Here is a 16,104-nt window from a genome sequence, read left to right on the forward strand (position 1 = left end):
ATGGAATTGAACCTTTTGAAAAATTGTATCTTTACAACTGTGTTTAAATTAATAACTAGAATAAAATGAAGTTGAAATTATTATCATTCTGCTTAGCATTGTTTTCGATATCGATGGCTTTCGCACAGAAAAACCTAAATGCTTATAAATATGTTATTGTACCTAGTAAATATGAGTTTTTAAGTGAACCCGATTTATATCAACTCAATTCTTTAACCGCCTTTTTATTTGAAAAATATGGTTTTACCGCGGTGATGGATAATGGCGAGTATCCAGAAGATTTATTAAATAATGGTTGTATCGCTTTAAAATCTAATGTATTAAAAAGCTCGGGGTTGTTTAAGACGAAATTAACGGTAGTTCTTCAAAATTGTTCCGGTCAAACTGTATATAGTTCTAAAGAAGGAGAAAGTCGTGAAAAAGAGTTTAAAGCGGCTTATAATTTAGCCTTAAGAGATGCTTTTAAGTCATTTGAGACTGTTAACTATAAATATGATGGTACAGTAGCTACATCACCGGTTCCTCCAGTTGCGAGCAATAATGTGCCTGCGCCTCCTGCTACGGCATTAGTGTCGGCAGCACCCGTAAAAACTTCAGCACCAAACGGTACATTATACGCTCAAGAAACAGCTAATGGTTATCAGCTAGTTGATAATACCCCAAAAGTGGTTTATAAATTGCAAAAAACCAATGCTAAGGATGTGTTTTTGGTTCAGGGTAAAAGTGCAACCGTCTGCAAAAAAGATAATCAATGGGTTTTAGAATATTATGAGGGGGATGTGCTAAAACAACAAGTACTTAACATTAAGTTTTAGTTTGCTTAAAGACTAGTAGTTGTACTTGTCTTTCCAGCGATTTTTTAAAAACTCACGATGCGATTGTTCTCTGGAATTGTTTCCAGGGTCGTATAATTTTGTGTTTTTTATGGCGTCTGGTAAGAATTCTTGAGATGCAAAATTGTTTTTATAGTTATGAGCGTATTTATAATCTTCGCCATAACCTAATTCTTTCATGAGTTTTGTGGGGGCATTTCTTAAGTCTATAGGGACACTTAAATCACCAGTCTGTTTTACTAATTGTTGCGCTTTACCTATGGCGGCATATGCAGCATTACTTTTAGGAGAGCAGGCCAAATATGTGGCACACTGACTTAAAATAATTCGAGACTCAGGGAAACCAATAGTTGATACAGCCTGGAAGGTGTTATTCGCAATTACTAATGCCGTTGGATTAGCATTGCCTATATCCTCGCTAGCAGCAATAAGTAAACGGCGGGCTATAAATTTAACGTCCTCACCGCCTTCAATCATGCGCGCTAACCAGTAAACAGCAGCATTAGGGTCACTACCACGAATGGATTTTATAAATGCTGAAATAATATCGTAATGTTGTTCGCCTGTTTTGTCGTATCGAACTGTATTGTTTTGTATGCGTTGTAAAACGGCCTCATCGGTGATTTCAACTACATCCGAATCATAGGAGTTTACTAACAGTTCAAAAATATTAAGTAGTTTTCTGCCGTCACCGCCAGAGAGTTTTAAAAGTGCACTAGTTTCTTTTAAAATAATAGTTTTCTTTGAGAGGAATACATCGGTTTTAATAGCACGATTTAGTAGTGTTTCTAAATCATGTTTGTCAAAGGCATTGAGAATATAAACCTGGCATCGGGATAGAAGGGCAGAAATAACTTCAAAGCTAGGGTTCTCTGTAGTCGCTCCTATAAGGGTAATCCATCCTTTTTCAACGGCTTGCAACAAAGAATCCTGTTGTGATTTACTGAACCTATGAATTTCATCAATAAATAAAATAGGATTTTTAACGGTAAAGAGTCCGCCGCTGTTTTTAGCTTTTTCTATAACGTCACGGATGTCTTTAACTCCAGAATTTATGGCGCTTAAGGTATAAAAAGGTCTTCCAGATTCTGTTGCAATAATATTAGCAAGGGTTGTTTTCCCAGTTCCTGGTGGTCCCCAAAAAATCATGGAAGGGATTAAACCTTGTTTGATATGCTGTGTTAATGAACCGGTTTCACCTACAAGATGGGTCTGACTTACGTAGTCATCCAGTGTTTTAGGTCGTAGGCGTTCAGCTAATGGTTCATTTGCATTCATATTGTAAAATTAAAACATTTATCATGCAATGCTTAGAAATCAGGTAAACATTTTTTAAAGGCTGAAAACATGCCAATTTAACATACAATCGAATTTGGATAACATTTTGCTATATTTATTTCAATGAAGAAAAAGGAGTCTTTTCAATTTAGCACAGGGGTTATCGCATATCCCTTGTTTTTTATTCTAACCATTTGGTTCGTATTTTGGTTTGAAGTTCGATTTGGGCAGCATTTCAATACCTATGGTATTTACCCACAAACATTAAAAGGTTTAAGGGGTATCGTATTTAGCCCTTTTATTCATGGCGATATCGAGCATCTATATCATAACACCATACCCTTGTTTGTGCTTTCTGCGGCCTTATTTTATTTCTACCGCCCCATTGCTTGGAAAATTTTGGCTTATGGAATTTTATTATCCGGTTTGCTAACTTGGTGTATTGGTCGTCCTTCTTATCATATTGGGGCAAGCGGACTCATTTATGTTTTGGTGAGTTTTCTTTTTTTCAAAGGCATAATTGCTAAATACTATAGGTTAGTAGCCTTGTCTTTAGCTGTGGTTTTTCTTTACGGAAGTATGATTTGGTATACCTTTCCGATTAAAGAGGGGATATCCTGGGAAGGTCACCTGTCGGGTTTAATATGTGGATTGTTTTTCGCTATTATTTTTAAAAAGCAGATCAAAAAACCTATTAAGTATGTTTGGGAGGCACCAGATTACAATGAAGCTGATGATCCCTTCCTAAAACATTTTGATGAAAATGGAAATTTTATCGAAAGTATTGAGGTCGATGATGTTGAAGATACAGAAACCGAAAATCCTGTGACTTATAATTATATTTATAAAAGAGATAGCGAAAGTGAAAAGTGAAAAGTGAAAAGACTCTTTTAAACTCTTAGATTTAAATTAGAATTTTATACTTTTTAAGAGTTAAGATCCAATATCTCAGAAAAATTAACTAAAATCTAAAATTGAATTTTTATTTTCCAATAACCAATAACCAATAACCAATAACCAATAACCAATAACCAATAACCAATAACCAATAACTAATCACGTCTCTGTCTAAGTACTTCATATAAAAAAGCACCACAAGCTACCGAAACATTTAAAGACTCAATCTCACCTAGTAAAGGTAGTTTGGCCTTTGCATCCGATACCTTTATTATCGAAGGGTTGATACCGCGGCCTTCCGATCCCATGACAATAGCGCAGGGTTCATTAAAGGATACATCGTATAGCGTATCATTAGTTTTTTCGGTAGCAGAAATGACTTTTATTCCAGATGCTTGCATAAAAAATACGGCATCTTTAATATGATCTACTTTACAAATAGGGACTTTAAAAACCGCTCCGGCACTAGTTTTTATGGTATCTCCGTTTACAGGAGCACCTCCTTTTTTCTGAATAATAATGCCATCAACTCCGGTACATTCGGCAGTTCTAATAATGGCACCAAAATTTCTAACATCACTAAGTTGATCTAATAGTAGAAATAATGGGGTTTTACCAGATTCAATCACATTAGAAACTAAAGTTTCCATATCATGAAAGGCAATTGGCGAAATCTGTGCCACAGCCCCTTGATGGTTTCCTTTTGATAGCTTATTTAGTTTTTCAACTGGAACATAAGACTTGTTTATCGACTTTTTATTAACTAAAGTCTCTAATTCTGAAAATAAATCACCCTGTAATCCTTTTTGAAGAAAGACTTTATCTATAGTTTGATTGGCGTTAATAGCCTCAATGATAGCGCGAATACCGAATATTTGTGTTTGATTTTCCATTGGGGTAAAGGTATAAAAAAAACCACCTCAAATGAGGTGGTTTAGAATCATAATTCAATTAATAATTCAAATATTAATTAATATGAGGATTGTTTTGAACTTCACTTTGTGGAACTTCAAAAGTTAAAATATCATCATTATAAAGCCAAGAGTCACCAGCGAAGTACACGTGGTTAGCTCCTCTAGTTACAGTGCCTTTATTTCTTTTAAGTGCAAGGAAACTTTTACCTTCACCAAAGAATTCAATTCTTGTTTGTAAGTATATTTCATCTTGTAAAGCTTGACCTGAAAGTGCATCTACATAAGCGTAATCTGCAGGATCGTCAAAACGTTCAACTAAAATTTCTTTAAGCCTGTCTTTAGCTTCAGCTTCAAACCCTTCTCTTGCAGATAATTCAGCAGATAAAAGATATAATTCATCTATTCTCATAAAAACGTAATCATCTTCGATAACTCTTTGTCCTCCTCTTACACGGTTTCCGTTGTAGAACTTTTTGAAAGGAATTAACAAATCAGTATCACCTAATTGATTTGCCGGGTCAGCTATATCTGTAGCCGTTGCAAATTGCGTTTTTCTGATGTCATTATCGTCGATTTCATTGTATAGGTTTTCATCAATGGCTTTTTTATCTCCAGCCCATTGGTAGCTATAGGTGTAAATATCCATTTGTCCCCACCATGAGATTAAGTCTAAACCAGCATCTGTTGTAATATCAATACCCCATAACCAACTTGGGTTGTTTTCAATGCGATTAAATCCACCAACAGTTTGAGTTTTATTAGTTATAGGTAAACCAGCTTCTGCAATCACTTCATTAGCTAAATCTCTAGCCATTAAGTTATTTGTACTTCCTCCAATTGCAGAGTAAACATAGGCTAATAACGTCTTAGCTACAGCTTGATTTACTTGGTATAGTTCACTTCTTGAGTAACCGTCTAATAAAGTAACCGCTTGAGTAAGATCGTCAACCATTTGTGCGTAAACTTCTTGAGTTTCACTTTGTGGTAAGGATACACCGCTTGAATCTATGTATAATGGTAGGATTTTAGACGATGGTGTGTACTCAGGAATATATAACTGAGTTAAGTAGAAATAAGCATATGCACGCATGGCCTTTGCTTGTCCCATAGTTACGCGATTCGCATCTGTAATAGTAGCATTGTTACCGCCTACAGCATCTATAATGCCGTTAGCATAGGATATCAATCTATAGTAATATCTCCAAGCCGTGTAGTTACCAATTGTTTGTGTGAAATCATTGGTTGTTTGGAATTGTACAAATCGACCATATCTGTTATAATTATTAGCCGTTAAAGCTAAGTCACCAGATAGGAAATCTAAATAGATATCGTATCCTTTTTGACCGAAATCTTCATGGTCCGTAGTGCCACCGGTTCCGGTTGTAAATGTGGCATTAGAAATACCAGTAAGAGTACCAGCTAATACGCCAGCATAAATCTCTCCCGTTTTAGCGACATCGTCTACAGATATATCTTCTGTTGGAGTTTCTACTAAGAAATCAGAACTACAACCTACAGCAAAAACTGAAATAGCTGAAATTAATAGTGTTTTTAAATATGTTTTTTTCATTTTCTTTTTTTTTTAAAATTTAACTCTTACACCTAATGTCACAGTAGTAAGTGGTGCATAATTGTAAGTGCTTGACGCAGCTGTTTCTGCTGTATTTGGGTTAAATCCTGGTCTTTTGCTGCTTACAAATAAATTGTCGGCAGTTAAAGAAAAGTTCACACCAGTAAGACCAGTATTATTAAGGAAAATACTTGGTAATGAGTAAGCAAGACTTGCATTGTTTAGAGCTATATAATCAGTAGATGTAAGGAATCTTGTAGATGTAGAATTAACAGTTGTGTTTAATCCGCTAATTAATCTAGGAACGTTTGTTACATCTCCTGGTTCTTTCCAGCTGTCTCTAACATCTGTATGCCAATTGTTTCCTCCAATATTGTCGTTGCTCATTAAACGAGCATAAGCAGAATCGTATCCGTATCCACCTAAACTATATGTGAACTGCGTGCTAAGGGTAAAGTTTTTAACTTTTGCGTTTATTCTAAAAGCTCCACTAACATCTGGTATAACAGAATGTCCTGTATATTTTTCAGTGGCATCCGCATAAACACTAGTTGTTGTTTTTTTAATGTTTGTGCTGTTTGGGTTTTCGCTCTCATACTCCGTTAAACTACTAATTGCTTCACCAGTATCAACTACACCATTGTCGTTAGCATCGTTATAATATTGGTTCCAAAGTGGATTACCATTATCACTATCTACTCCTGCCCATTCTCTCATATAAAAATCATAAATACTGTGTCCTTCTGATCGGCCATAAATAGTATTTTGATCTAAAACTTTTGGTAAGCCAGTTGATTCTTCAATTGGCATTCTTGTTAACTCATTGTTTATAAAAGCACCGTTTACAGAAACACTTAAACCATAGTCTTTAGTTTTAATAATGTTTGCTGATAAATCAAACTCTAAACCTCTATTCGCTAACTCACCGTCATTTACAGTAATTAAGGCTTCACCTGTAGAAGGTGCTAATCTTTTATCGAAGATTAAAGCATCTGTATTTTTAATGTAATAATCTAGGTTTAAGTCGATGATGTTATTAAAAAATGTTGATTCAATACCAGTTTGAAACATTTTTGAAGTTTCCCAAGTTAGAGTTGGGTCTTGTATGGCGTTAGGGATTAATGAAATTTCACCGATTAAGTTGTTGATATTGTAAGAATTTTGCCCACTGTAGTAATCAACACCACCATCGTCACCAACTAATCCATAACTCGCTTTAAGTTTTAAGAAATTAACAGCTTTTGAAGAAGATAAGAAATCTTCACCGCTAATTACCCATGCAGCACCCACAGAACCAAAAGTACCCCATTTGTTCTCATAGAATCTAGAAGAACCATCACGTCTTATCGATCCTGTTAAATAGTATTTTTGGTTGTAGTTGTAATTAAGTTGTCCAAAATAACTTTCCATGGCTCTTGCTCTGCTGTATCCTGTTGGAGGAGAGGATACTACGACATAGTTGTTAGCTTGGTCTAAACCGTTTTCTAAGTTTACAACTTTATTTTTACTTATAGTTGCATACTCGTAATCATTCTGGTTTGTTTCAAATGCAGCAAGAACTTCTAAACCGTGATCTCCAAAAGTTTTGCTATACCTAAGCATGTTTAATAAGTTTTGTGTGATTTCTAAGGTATTAACTTTAAATAAGCTACCACTTTGTCCAACCGCCGAGCCGTAAAAAGGGTTGTTTATAACGTTACGGATACGGTTATAGTATTGTACACCATAACGTGTTTCGAAACTTAGATCTTTAGTAATATCAAATTTTAAAGAGAAAGATCCATTAACGTAGTGGCTACTGTTTCCATCAAAATCATATTGAGAATCTGCTATAGCATTTGTTAACCCACCAAAGCCTCTTGTGTTTCCGTAATCATATTGATAACCTCCATAGTAAGGATCTTCAACTTTGTCTCCATTAGCATCTCTTAAAAATAATGGGTAAATTGAAGGAATGTTGTCAACAAACCAAAATACACTACCTGAGTCTTCAGATTGTCCATTGGCTACTGTTTCGTCATAACTATAACTTAAATTAGCAGTAGCGGTTAGCCAATCTTTAGGTTTATGATTTACGTTTAAACGTGTTGAGTAACGCTTGTAATTAGAGTTATTCATATAACCTTCTTGGTCTAAATAACCAAAAGAAGAAAAGTATCTCGTTTTGTCGTTACCTCCACTCATTTTTAAGTTTACTTCTTTCATGATTGAAGTTTGGAAAGCATAATCTTCCCAGTTTTCTGGGGTGTATTTTGTTGTAACACCTGGTAACATTTTACCTGTAGTTGGGTCAATTAACTGAGATCCATCTGCAGCGTTGTAGTTGTTATACGTTGGGTGAATACCTAAGTTTGTACTATATAGGTATTGATTTGCATAATCCACAGAATTAAATGTTGGATAGTCAAGTTCGAAATAATTTTTAAGCGCTCCCCAAGATAACTCAACGTATTCATTCGGGTCTTTAATAACATCGTATCTAGGAATAGCTTGGAAATTCACACCAGTTCTAACATCCACATCAATAACACTTGTGCCTTTTTTACCAGCTTTTGTCGTAATTAATACAACACCATTTGCACCACGTGCACCATATATTGCGGTTGCAGTCGCATCCTTTAATATAGTAGTTGACTCGATATCTGCAGGATTGATAGCGTTTAATGCGTCGTTGTTAACAGCAGCACCATTTTCATCAAATGTTGAAGAAGTTGTTAATGGCACCCCGTCAACCACGTAAAGTGGATCTCTGTTTCCATTAACCGATCCAAAACCACGAATACGAACTGTAGCAACAGTTCCTGGCTGTCCAGAAGTGTTAATTACATTTACACCGGCAGCCTCACCAGCTAAAGCTTGAGAAACGTTAGCGTAGTTTTTAGTTTCTAAAACCTCTGATTTAATTTCATTAACTGTACCTGCAAAGGCTTGTTTTGTTGATGTACTATAACCAACAATAATTACTTCATCTAACGACTCAGTGTCTTCAGGTAAAGTCACATTAATACTGCTTGAAGCAGCTACTGTCACATTTTGTGTTGTGTAACCTACAAAACTAAAGACAAGAACGTCTCCGGTTTTCGCTAAGATCGTGTATTTACCATCGAAATCTGTTGAAGTACCAGAAGTTGTTCCTTTTACTAAGACTGTTGCTCCAGGAAGCGGTAAGCCTGTTTCATCTGAAACCGTACCTGAAATTGTCTTTTCTTGTGCAAACGATAGTTGCACAACTAGCGCTAGTAATAGCGTTAGAATTCCACTAAACTTTGTTTTCATTTTATAATTATTTGAATTAGTCAGGTCAAAAATCATAATAAAAAGTTAATAAAACAACAAATAATGGTTAAAATTTATGAATTAGGTGCTAAATTGCCATAAAACTGTAATCTAATACTAAAAATTAGCTATTAAACTTAAATGTATCTTAGAATTTGAAAGTTTCGCATTTTCGTTTTCTGTTTTTCCAAGAGCATAGTTGAATTTAAATAAACCGGCTTTTGTTAGAAGACCAAATCCGAAGCCAAATCCGTAGAGTTTCTGGTGAATGTTTGTTATTTTATTTTCATAATATGCAGCATCAATAATGGAGTTAATATATATGGTGTTGCTTAATTGGAATCTGTATTCGTTATTTATAACACCGTAAAGTGAGGCGTAAATGCTGTTCTCTTCGAAACCTCTTATCGAGTTAATGCCGCCAAACCTTAGTAATTCATTTTCATAATAGGTATTAGAGATTAAGGCTCCTCCGTTTACCCTTAGGAAGATGCTGTTTTTTTGATTTAGGTTAAATATTTTAAAGGCGTCTAATAATGCTAAAGTTTGGTTTTCTTTTGAAGCGCTGGTTTTTCGCTTACCGAAACTTACGTCGGTATATATTTTGGAATTCCATGGGAATAGTAAATTCATAGTTCTAGAACTTGTGAATTCGTAACCTAGGGTGTAATTAAATGTAGAGTAATCCGAAATTAAACTTGTTGTGTTCTCAGAAAGCAGGTTGTTTGATTCTGTTGAAGAGATGCCTGCGAATGTTTTGTTTTTTGCATTTATTTGATAATGCAGTTTGGCAGATTGGTTTGCTGTGGTGAATGATGAGTCTTTTTTGAATAGACGTAGCATCAACTCTATGCCAATAGGGGTTTTAAATAAGTATGGTAATGATAAGTTGGTTTCAAATGTTCGCTGGTCGTTTTCGTCACTTTTGTATAAAATTCGGAATTCTTCTCCAAAATTTAAATTGTTTGTGAGGTTTAGGGTTAAATAACCGTCAAATTCTAGTTTGTTTGTTTCTTCATTGGTTCCAAATCCAATAAAGCCATCAAAGGTGTTGCTCTGTGTTTTTTCTAAATAAAGGTAAAGACTTGTGGAATCTTTTGAGAAAAGAACCTCTGGACTTTTGGTTTCTCGAGCAAAATTTAAATTATTAAGTTGTTCCGTTTTTAATTTAATTTGGTTTAAATCGAAAGTTTGACCTGGTTTAATTTTTAAAAAATGTTTTAAATAGGACTTAGGGAACTTTTCATATCCTTTTATAATAATATGGTCTATAGTTCTTTTTTTATTTGTAGTGTCTAAAATTAAATGGGCTTTAAGTGATGTTGAGTCGTGCTTTACAATGTTTGAAAGCTTTAGGTTGGTAAAGGGGAAACCTTTTTTTGCGTTTTCAGCATTTATATAACTTAAAGTATTTTCTAAATTAGGAAGTGTTATTGCGAAACAGGTGTCGTTTATTATCTTGAACACATGGCTTATTTTGGATGTATTTATTTCCTTTTTATTATGGTATATATATATGGTGTCGATTTTGTTCTTTAAATGGATGGCAGATTCGAATGTAGAATCGTTTATTTTTTTAATAAACTTTAATTCGTTTTCAATATATCCCATTTTTAAAAGGGTGTTTTGAATACTGTCAACCTCAGATTTTACAGACTTGTAGTTTTTGTGAAAGGAGGTGTAATTTAAATTTTTAATTATTGAAGTTTCATAATCTGTTTTGCCGTATACTTTTAAACCTAAATTTTGTGCAAACCCATTTAGCGATAAAAGCATGGAGAGTATGATTATGAAATAGATAGGTTTTTTCACGTTTTGGGTGGTCGTTTTTTTATTGTAAATCTAACGGAAAATACCACTTGATAATATAAGTCAATAAATAAATTTCATTTTAGGTTGAAAATTAATGAATTAGGATTTGAATAATAAAATTTAATTTCTACCTTTGCAGCCCTCTTAGAAGAGGATAATAAAATTTATATATAATATATATGCCAACAATTTCGCAATTAGTAAGAAAAGGAAGAGCCAAAATTACCAAGAAGAGTAAATCGGCTGCTTTAGATTCTTGTCCGCAAAGACGTGGTGTGTGTACTCGTGTTTACACAACGACACCTAAAAAACCTAACTCAGCAATGCGTAAGGTAGCAAGGGTTCGTTTAACAAACGGAAACGAGGTTAATGCATACATCGGTGGTGAAGGACACAATCTACAAGAGCACTCGATAGTATTGGTAAGAGGTGGAAGGGTAAAAGATTTACCAGGAGTTAGATATCACATTGTACGTGGTGCTTTAGACACAGCAGGTGTTTCAGGTAGAACGCAACGTAGATCTAAGTATGGTGCTAAACGCCCTAAGAAGTAAAATTAAAGTTAGAAGTTAGAAGTTAGAAGTTTGAAAAAGCCAATAACTAATAACTAAAAACTAAAAACTCAAAAAGAAGACATGAGAAAAAGAGCAGCAAAAAAGAGACCGCTTTTACCAGATCCACGTTTTAACGACCAGTTAGTAACTCGTTTCGTTAACATGATGATGTGGGATGGAAAGAAATCGGTAGCTTTTAAAGTATTCTACGATGCAATTGATATTGTAGATTCGAAAAAAACTGACGAAGAGAAAACGGCTTTAGAGATCTGGAAAGATGCTTTATCAAATGTGATGCCTCACGTAGAAGTACGTAGTCGTCGTGTTGGTGGTGCAACATTCCAAATTCCAATGCAAATTCGTCCAGACCGTAAAGTTTCTACGGCTATGAAATGGCTTATTAGCTTTTCACGTAAAAGAAATGAAAAGTCTATGGCGTTACGTTTAGCAACCGAGATCTTAGCAGCAGCTAAAGAAGAAGGTGCAGCGGTTAAGAAAAGAGTTGATACGCACAAGATGGCGGAAGCAAACAAAGCATTCTCTCACTTTAGATTTTAATAAGAAATGGCAAGAGATTTAAAATTCACTAGAAATATTGGTATCGCTGCACATATTGATGCAGGGAAAACCACTACTACAGAACGTGTACTTTATTATACAGGTGTTTCTCATAAAATTGGTGAGGTGCATGATGGTGCTGCAACAATGGACTGGATGGAGCAAGAGCAAGAAAGAGGTATTACAATTACTTCTGCTGCAACAACTTGTTCTTGGAAATTCCCAATGGAAAATGCACAACCATTACCTGAAACAAAAGATTACCACTTTAATATTATCGATACTCCGGGCCACGTTGATTTTACCGTTGAGGTAAACAGATCTTTACGTGTTCTTGATGGTTTAGTATTCTTATTTAGTGCGGTTGATGGTGTTGAGCCTCAATCTGAAACTAACTGGAGACTAGCTGATAACTATAAAGTGCCTAGAATTGGTTTCGTTAACAAAATGGACCGTCAAGGATCTAACTTTTTAGGTGTTTGTCAACAAGTAAAAGATATGTTAAAGTCTAACGCTGTGCCAATCGTTTTAAACATTGGTGATGAGGCAGACTTTAAAGGAATTGTCGATTTAGTAAAAAACCGTGCTATTATTTGGCATGATGAAACTCAAGGGGCAACTTTTGATGTGATCGATATTCCAGAAGATATGAAAGAAGAAGCTCGTAAATACCGTGCCTTACTTATTGAAGAGGTTGCTGGATACGACGAGAATCTATTAGAAAAATTCATGGAAGATGAAGATTCTATTACAGAAGAAGAAGTGCACGCTGCACTTAGAGCTGCTGTAATGGATATGTCAATCATCCCTATGATTTGTGGTTCTGCTTTCAAAAATAAAGGAGTACAGTTTTTATTAGATGCTGTATGTCGTTATTTACCTTCTCCATTAGATAGAGATAGTGTTGTTGGAACTAACCCATCAACAGGTGACGAAGAAAAACGTAAGCCAGATGTAAAAGAGCCATTCGCGGCTTTAGCATTTAAAATTGCTACCGATCCTTTCGTAGGACGTTTAGCTTTCTTTAGAGCATATTCAGGTCGTTTAGATGCAGGGTCTTATATCTTAAATAACCGTTCAGGTAAAAAAGAGCGTATTTCACGTATCTATCAAATGCACTCTAATAAACAAAATGCTATCGATTTTATCGAAGCAGGTGATATTGGAGCAGCAGTAGGATTTAAAGATATCAAGACTGGTGATACTATGTCTGATGAAAAGAATCCTATCGTTTTAGAATCTATGGACTTCCCTGATCCAGTAATTGGTATCGCGGTTGAGCCTAAAACTAAAGCAGATGTAGATAAAATGGGTATGGCTTTAGCTAAATTAGCTGAGGAAGATCCAACGTTTACTGCTAGAACTGATGAAGCTTCAGGACAGACTATTATTTCTGGAATGGGTGAGCTTCACTTAGATATTATTGTAGACCGTCTTAAACGTGAGTTTAAGGTTGAAGTAAATCAAGGTCAACCACAAGTTGAGTACAAAGAGGCTATTACACAACGTGCAGAACACAGAGAAGTTTACAAAAAACAATCTGGTGGACGTGGTAAATTTGCTGATATCGTATTTACACTTGAGCCTGCTGAAGAAGGTAAAGTTGGTTTAGAATTTGTTTCTGAAATTAAAGGTGGTAACGTTCCTAAAGAATTTATCCCTTCAATTGAAAAAGGATTCAAAATGGCCATGATTAATGGACCATTAGCAGGATATGAAGTTGATGCTATGAAAGTAACATTAACTGATGGTTCTTACCACGATGTGGATTCGGATCAATTATCTTTCGAATTAGCTGCAAAATTAGGATTTAAAAACTCTGCAAAAGCTGCAAAAGCGGTTATTATGGAGCCTATTATGAAACTTGAGGTTATTACTCCTGAAGAAAACATGGGTGATATTGTAGGTGATTTAAATAGAAGAAGAGGTCAGGTTAGTGATATGGGTGATAGAGCTGGAGCAAAAACTGTAAAAGCTACTGTACCATTATCGGAAATGTTTGGTTATGTAACAACATTAAGAACATTGTCATCTGGTCGTGCAACATCAACAATGGAATTTTCACACTATGCTGAAACACCTTCAAATATTTCTGAAGAGGTTATTAAAGCAGCAAAAGGAGAATAATCTTAAAAAGTTAAGAAAATGAGTCAAAAAATCAGAATAAAATTAAAGTCTTACGATCATAACTTAGTAGACAAGTCTGCTGATAAGATTGTAAAAACAGTAAAAAGTACTGGTGCTGTTGTAACTGGACCAATTCCATTACCAACACACAAGAAAATTTTCACTGTATTACGTTCTCCACACGTTAACAAGAAATCTAGAGAACAATTTCAATTAAGCTCTTACAAGCGTTTACTTGATATTTACTCTTCATCTTCAAAAACGATTGATGCTCTAATGAAATTAGAGTTACCAAGTGGTGTAGAAGTAGAAATTAAAGTATAAGTAGATTAAAAGTTTAAACTTTTAATACTTTATAAAATAAAGCATCAGGATAAGTTATTATTCTGGTGCTTTTTTGTGTTTATAGTCGTTTTATTAGTGTTTCTGGAACTTTTCAAGGCACTTTAAGGGCTTAAACCGCCTTGTTTTTACTGTGCTTAATAATGCTAAATTGGTGCAAATTGTACTAATTACGTGGTTATAAAGAATTTATGCAGAATTATTTGATAATCATTTTTTTAAATCAAAATAAAACTCTACATTTGCACTCCTAAAATGTGGAGTTTAACTTCATATTTACATGTCCCACCAATGCGGTTGCGGGAAAAACGGCAAAAATACACTTCAAGGCTGAATGGTATTTTCAGCCTTAAATGTTTTTAATAAATAAGTAAATCATTAATAAATAATTAAATATGTCTGGGTTAATTGGAAAGAAAATCGGTATGACCAGCATCTTCGATGAAAACGGGAAGAACATTCCTTGTACAGTTATCGAAGCTGGACCATGTATCGTTACCCAAGTCAGAACTGAAGAAGTTGACGGTTATAATGCTGTACAACTTGGTTTCGATGACGCGACAGAAAAAAGCGCTACTAAAGCAGACTTAGGTCATGCTAAAAAAGCGGGTACTTCTGTTAAGCGAAAACTCGTTGAATTCAAAGGTTTTGATGCGGAGTACAAATTAGGAGATGCTGTTACTGTAGATCACTTTGCTGAAGGTGAATTTGTTGATGTAGCAGGAACATCTAAAGGTAAAGGATTTCAAGGTGTTGTAAAACGTCATGGTTTCGGTGGTGTAGGTCAAGCTACTCACGGTCAACATAACCGTTTAAGAGCGCCAGGATCAATTGGAGCTGCATCTTACCCTGCAAGAGTTTTCAAAGGAATGAAAATGGCAGGAAGAATGGGTGGAGACACAGTTAAAGTTCAAAATTTAAGAGTTTTAAAAGTAGTTGCTGAAAAGAACCTACTAGTAGTGAAAGGGTGTGTACCTGGACACAAAAACGCTTATGTAATTATTAGAAAATAATGAAAGTAGCAGTTTTAGATATAAACGGAAAAGACACAGGTAGAAAGGCAGACCTTTCTAAAGATGTGTTTGCTATTGAGCCTAATAATCACGCTGTATATTTGGATGTTAAACAATATTTAGCAAACCAAAGACAAGGAACTCACAAATCTAAAGAGAGAGCTGAGATTTCTGGATCTACGCGTAAGATTAAAAAGCAAAAAGGAACTGGTACTGCAAGAGCAGGTAGTATTAAGTCTGGTGTATTTAAAGGTGGTGGTCGTATGTTCGGTCCAAGACCTAGAAACTACAGCTTCAAACTTAATAAAAACTTAAAGCGTTTAGCGCGTAAGTCTGCCTTAAGTATCAAAGCAGGAGAAAAATCAATTACAGTTTTAGAAGACTTTAATTTTGATACTGTAAAGACAAAGAACTTTACAGCTGTTTTAAAAGCTTTAGAGCTTGAAAACAAAAAAACTTTGTTCGTATTAGGTGCTGCAAATAACAATGTTTATTTAGCATCTCGTAACGTACAACGTACAGAGGTTATTACTGCTTCAGAATTGAGCACTTACAAAATCCTAAATGCAGGACAAGTTGTTTTATTAGAAGGAGCATTAGCAGGAATTGAAACAAACTTAAGTAAATAAGAAACAGATGAGTATCTTAATTAAACCTATAATCACAGAAAAAGCGACTGCAGATAGCGAGTTAAGAAATTGCTATACTTTCGCAGTGAACACTAAGGCGAACAAGGTAGAAATCAAAAAAGCGGTTGAAGCTGCTTATGGTGTTTCTGTTGAAAAAGTTCGTACTATAAATGTCCGTCCAGATCGTAGTACCAAGTTTACTAAAACTGGTATTCAACATGGTAAAACAAATGCTGTTAAAAAGGCAATTGTACAACTGGCGGAAGGTGAAATGATTGATTTATACAGTAACATGTAATTA

At 34.9% G+C, this 16,104-nt stretch carries 14 protein-coding genes; 9 read left to right on the forward strand and 5 right to left on the reverse strand.

What is annotated here, in order from left to right; all coding sequences use genetic code 11:
• The first annotated feature begins 65 nt into the window (after positions 1-65).
• Positions 66-815: a hypothetical protein gene (locus A6I66_RS07725; RefSeq protein ID WP_067147320.1), complete on the forward strand. Its 750-nt coding sequence runs from the start codon at positions 66-68 to the stop codon at positions 813-815.
• Positions 816-827: 12 nt separating this feature from the next.
• On the opposite strand, the gene A6I66_RS07730 is transcribed toward A6I66_RS07725, so the two are convergent.
• The gene (locus tag A6I66_RS07730; RefSeq protein ID WP_067147322.1) at positions 828-2,111 is read right to left on the reverse strand and encodes a replication-associated recombination protein A; all 1,284 of its coding nucleotides are present in this window, start codon (positions 2,109-2,111) and stop codon (positions 828-830) included.
• Between the two features lie 123 nt (positions 2,112-2,234).
• Between A6I66_RS07730 and A6I66_RS07735 the strand changes: the two genes are divergently transcribed.
• Positions 2,235-2,984, forward strand: coding sequence for a rhomboid family intramembrane serine protease (locus A6I66_RS07735; protein WP_067147324.1), 750 nt, complete (start codon positions 2,235-2,237; stop codon positions 2,982-2,984).
• Between the two features lie 179 nt (positions 2,985-3,163).
• On the opposite strand, the gene rlmB is transcribed toward A6I66_RS07735, so the two are convergent.
• From rlmB to A6I66_RS07755, 4 genes are all read right to left on the reverse strand, one after another.
• Positions 3,164-3,901 (reverse strand): 23S rRNA (guanosine(2251)-2'-O)-methyltransferase RlmB, encoded by a 738-nt coding sequence (gene rlmB, locus A6I66_RS07740; RefSeq protein ID WP_067147326.1) that lies wholly within the window; start codon positions 3,899-3,901, stop codon positions 3,164-3,166.
• 73 nt (positions 3,902-3,974) lie between these two features.
• Positions 3,975-5,492, reverse strand: a complete 1,518-nt coding sequence (locus A6I66_RS07745; protein WP_067147328.1) for a RagB/SusD family nutrient uptake outer membrane protein — start codon at positions 5,490-5,492, stop codon at positions 3,975-3,977.
• Positions 5,493-5,504: 12 nt separating this feature from the next.
• Positions 5,505-8,768 (reverse strand): SusC/RagA family TonB-linked outer membrane protein, encoded by a 3,264-nt coding sequence (locus A6I66_RS07750; protein WP_067147479.1) that lies wholly within the window; start codon positions 8,766-8,768, stop codon positions 5,505-5,507.
• Between the two features lie 117 nt (positions 8,769-8,885).
• Entirely contained in the window at positions 8,886-10,544 is a 1,659-nt protein-coding gene (locus A6I66_RS07755; protein WP_067147330.1) for a POTRA domain-containing protein, read from the reverse strand.
• A 215-nt stretch (positions 10,545-10,759) separates the two neighbouring features.
• On the opposite strand from A6I66_RS07755, the gene rpsL reads away from it, so the two are divergent.
• The 7 genes from rpsL (at position 10,760) to rplW (ending at position 16,101) form a co-directional block, all read left to right on the forward strand.
• Positions 10,760-11,134, forward strand: coding sequence for a 30S ribosomal protein S12 (gene rpsL / locus A6I66_RS07760; RefSeq protein ID WP_019386263.1), 375 nt, complete (start codon positions 10,760-10,762; stop codon positions 11,132-11,134).
• An 81-nt stretch (positions 11,135-11,215) separates the two neighbouring features.
• Positions 11,216-11,692 (forward strand): 30S ribosomal protein S7, encoded by a 477-nt coding sequence (rpsG, locus tag A6I66_RS07765; RefSeq protein WP_067147332.1) that lies wholly within the window; start codon positions 11,216-11,218, stop codon positions 11,690-11,692.
• Between the two features lie 6 nt (positions 11,693-11,698).
• Positions 11,699-13,819: an elongation factor G gene (gene fusA / locus A6I66_RS07770; RefSeq protein ID WP_067147334.1), complete on the forward strand. Its 2,121-nt coding sequence runs from the start codon at positions 11,699-11,701 to the stop codon at positions 13,817-13,819.
• Between the two features lie 18 nt (positions 13,820-13,837).
• Positions 13,838-14,143 carry a 30S ribosomal protein S10 gene (gene rpsJ / locus A6I66_RS07775; RefSeq protein WP_007650482.1) on the forward strand — a complete coding sequence of 102 codons (306 nt, stop codon included), beginning with the start codon at positions 13,838-13,840 and terminating at the stop codon, positions 14,141-14,143.
• 413 nt (positions 14,144-14,556) lie between these two features.
• Positions 14,557-15,174 carry a 50S ribosomal protein L3 gene (gene rplC / locus A6I66_RS07780; RefSeq protein WP_067147336.1) on the forward strand — a complete coding sequence of 206 codons (618 nt, stop codon included), beginning with the start codon at positions 14,557-14,559 and terminating at the stop codon, positions 15,172-15,174.
• Positions 15,174-15,803, forward strand: coding sequence for a 50S ribosomal protein L4 (rplD, locus tag A6I66_RS07785; protein ID WP_067147338.1), 630 nt, complete (start codon positions 15,174-15,176; stop codon positions 15,801-15,803). The genes rplC and rplD overlap by 1 nt, the downstream gene beginning before the upstream one ends.
• A 7-nt stretch (positions 15,804-15,810) precedes the next feature.
• Positions 15,811-16,101, forward strand: coding sequence for a 50S ribosomal protein L23 (gene rplW, locus A6I66_RS07790; protein ID WP_019386269.1), 291 nt, complete (start codon positions 15,811-15,813; stop codon positions 16,099-16,101).
• Positions 16,102-16,104: the final 3 nt, after the last annotated feature.

It is taken from the genome of Pseudotamlana agarivorans, assembly GCF_001642835.1.
Lineage (GTDB): Bacteria > Bacteroidota > Bacteroidia > Flavobacteriales > Flavobacteriaceae > Pseudotamlana > Pseudotamlana agarivorans.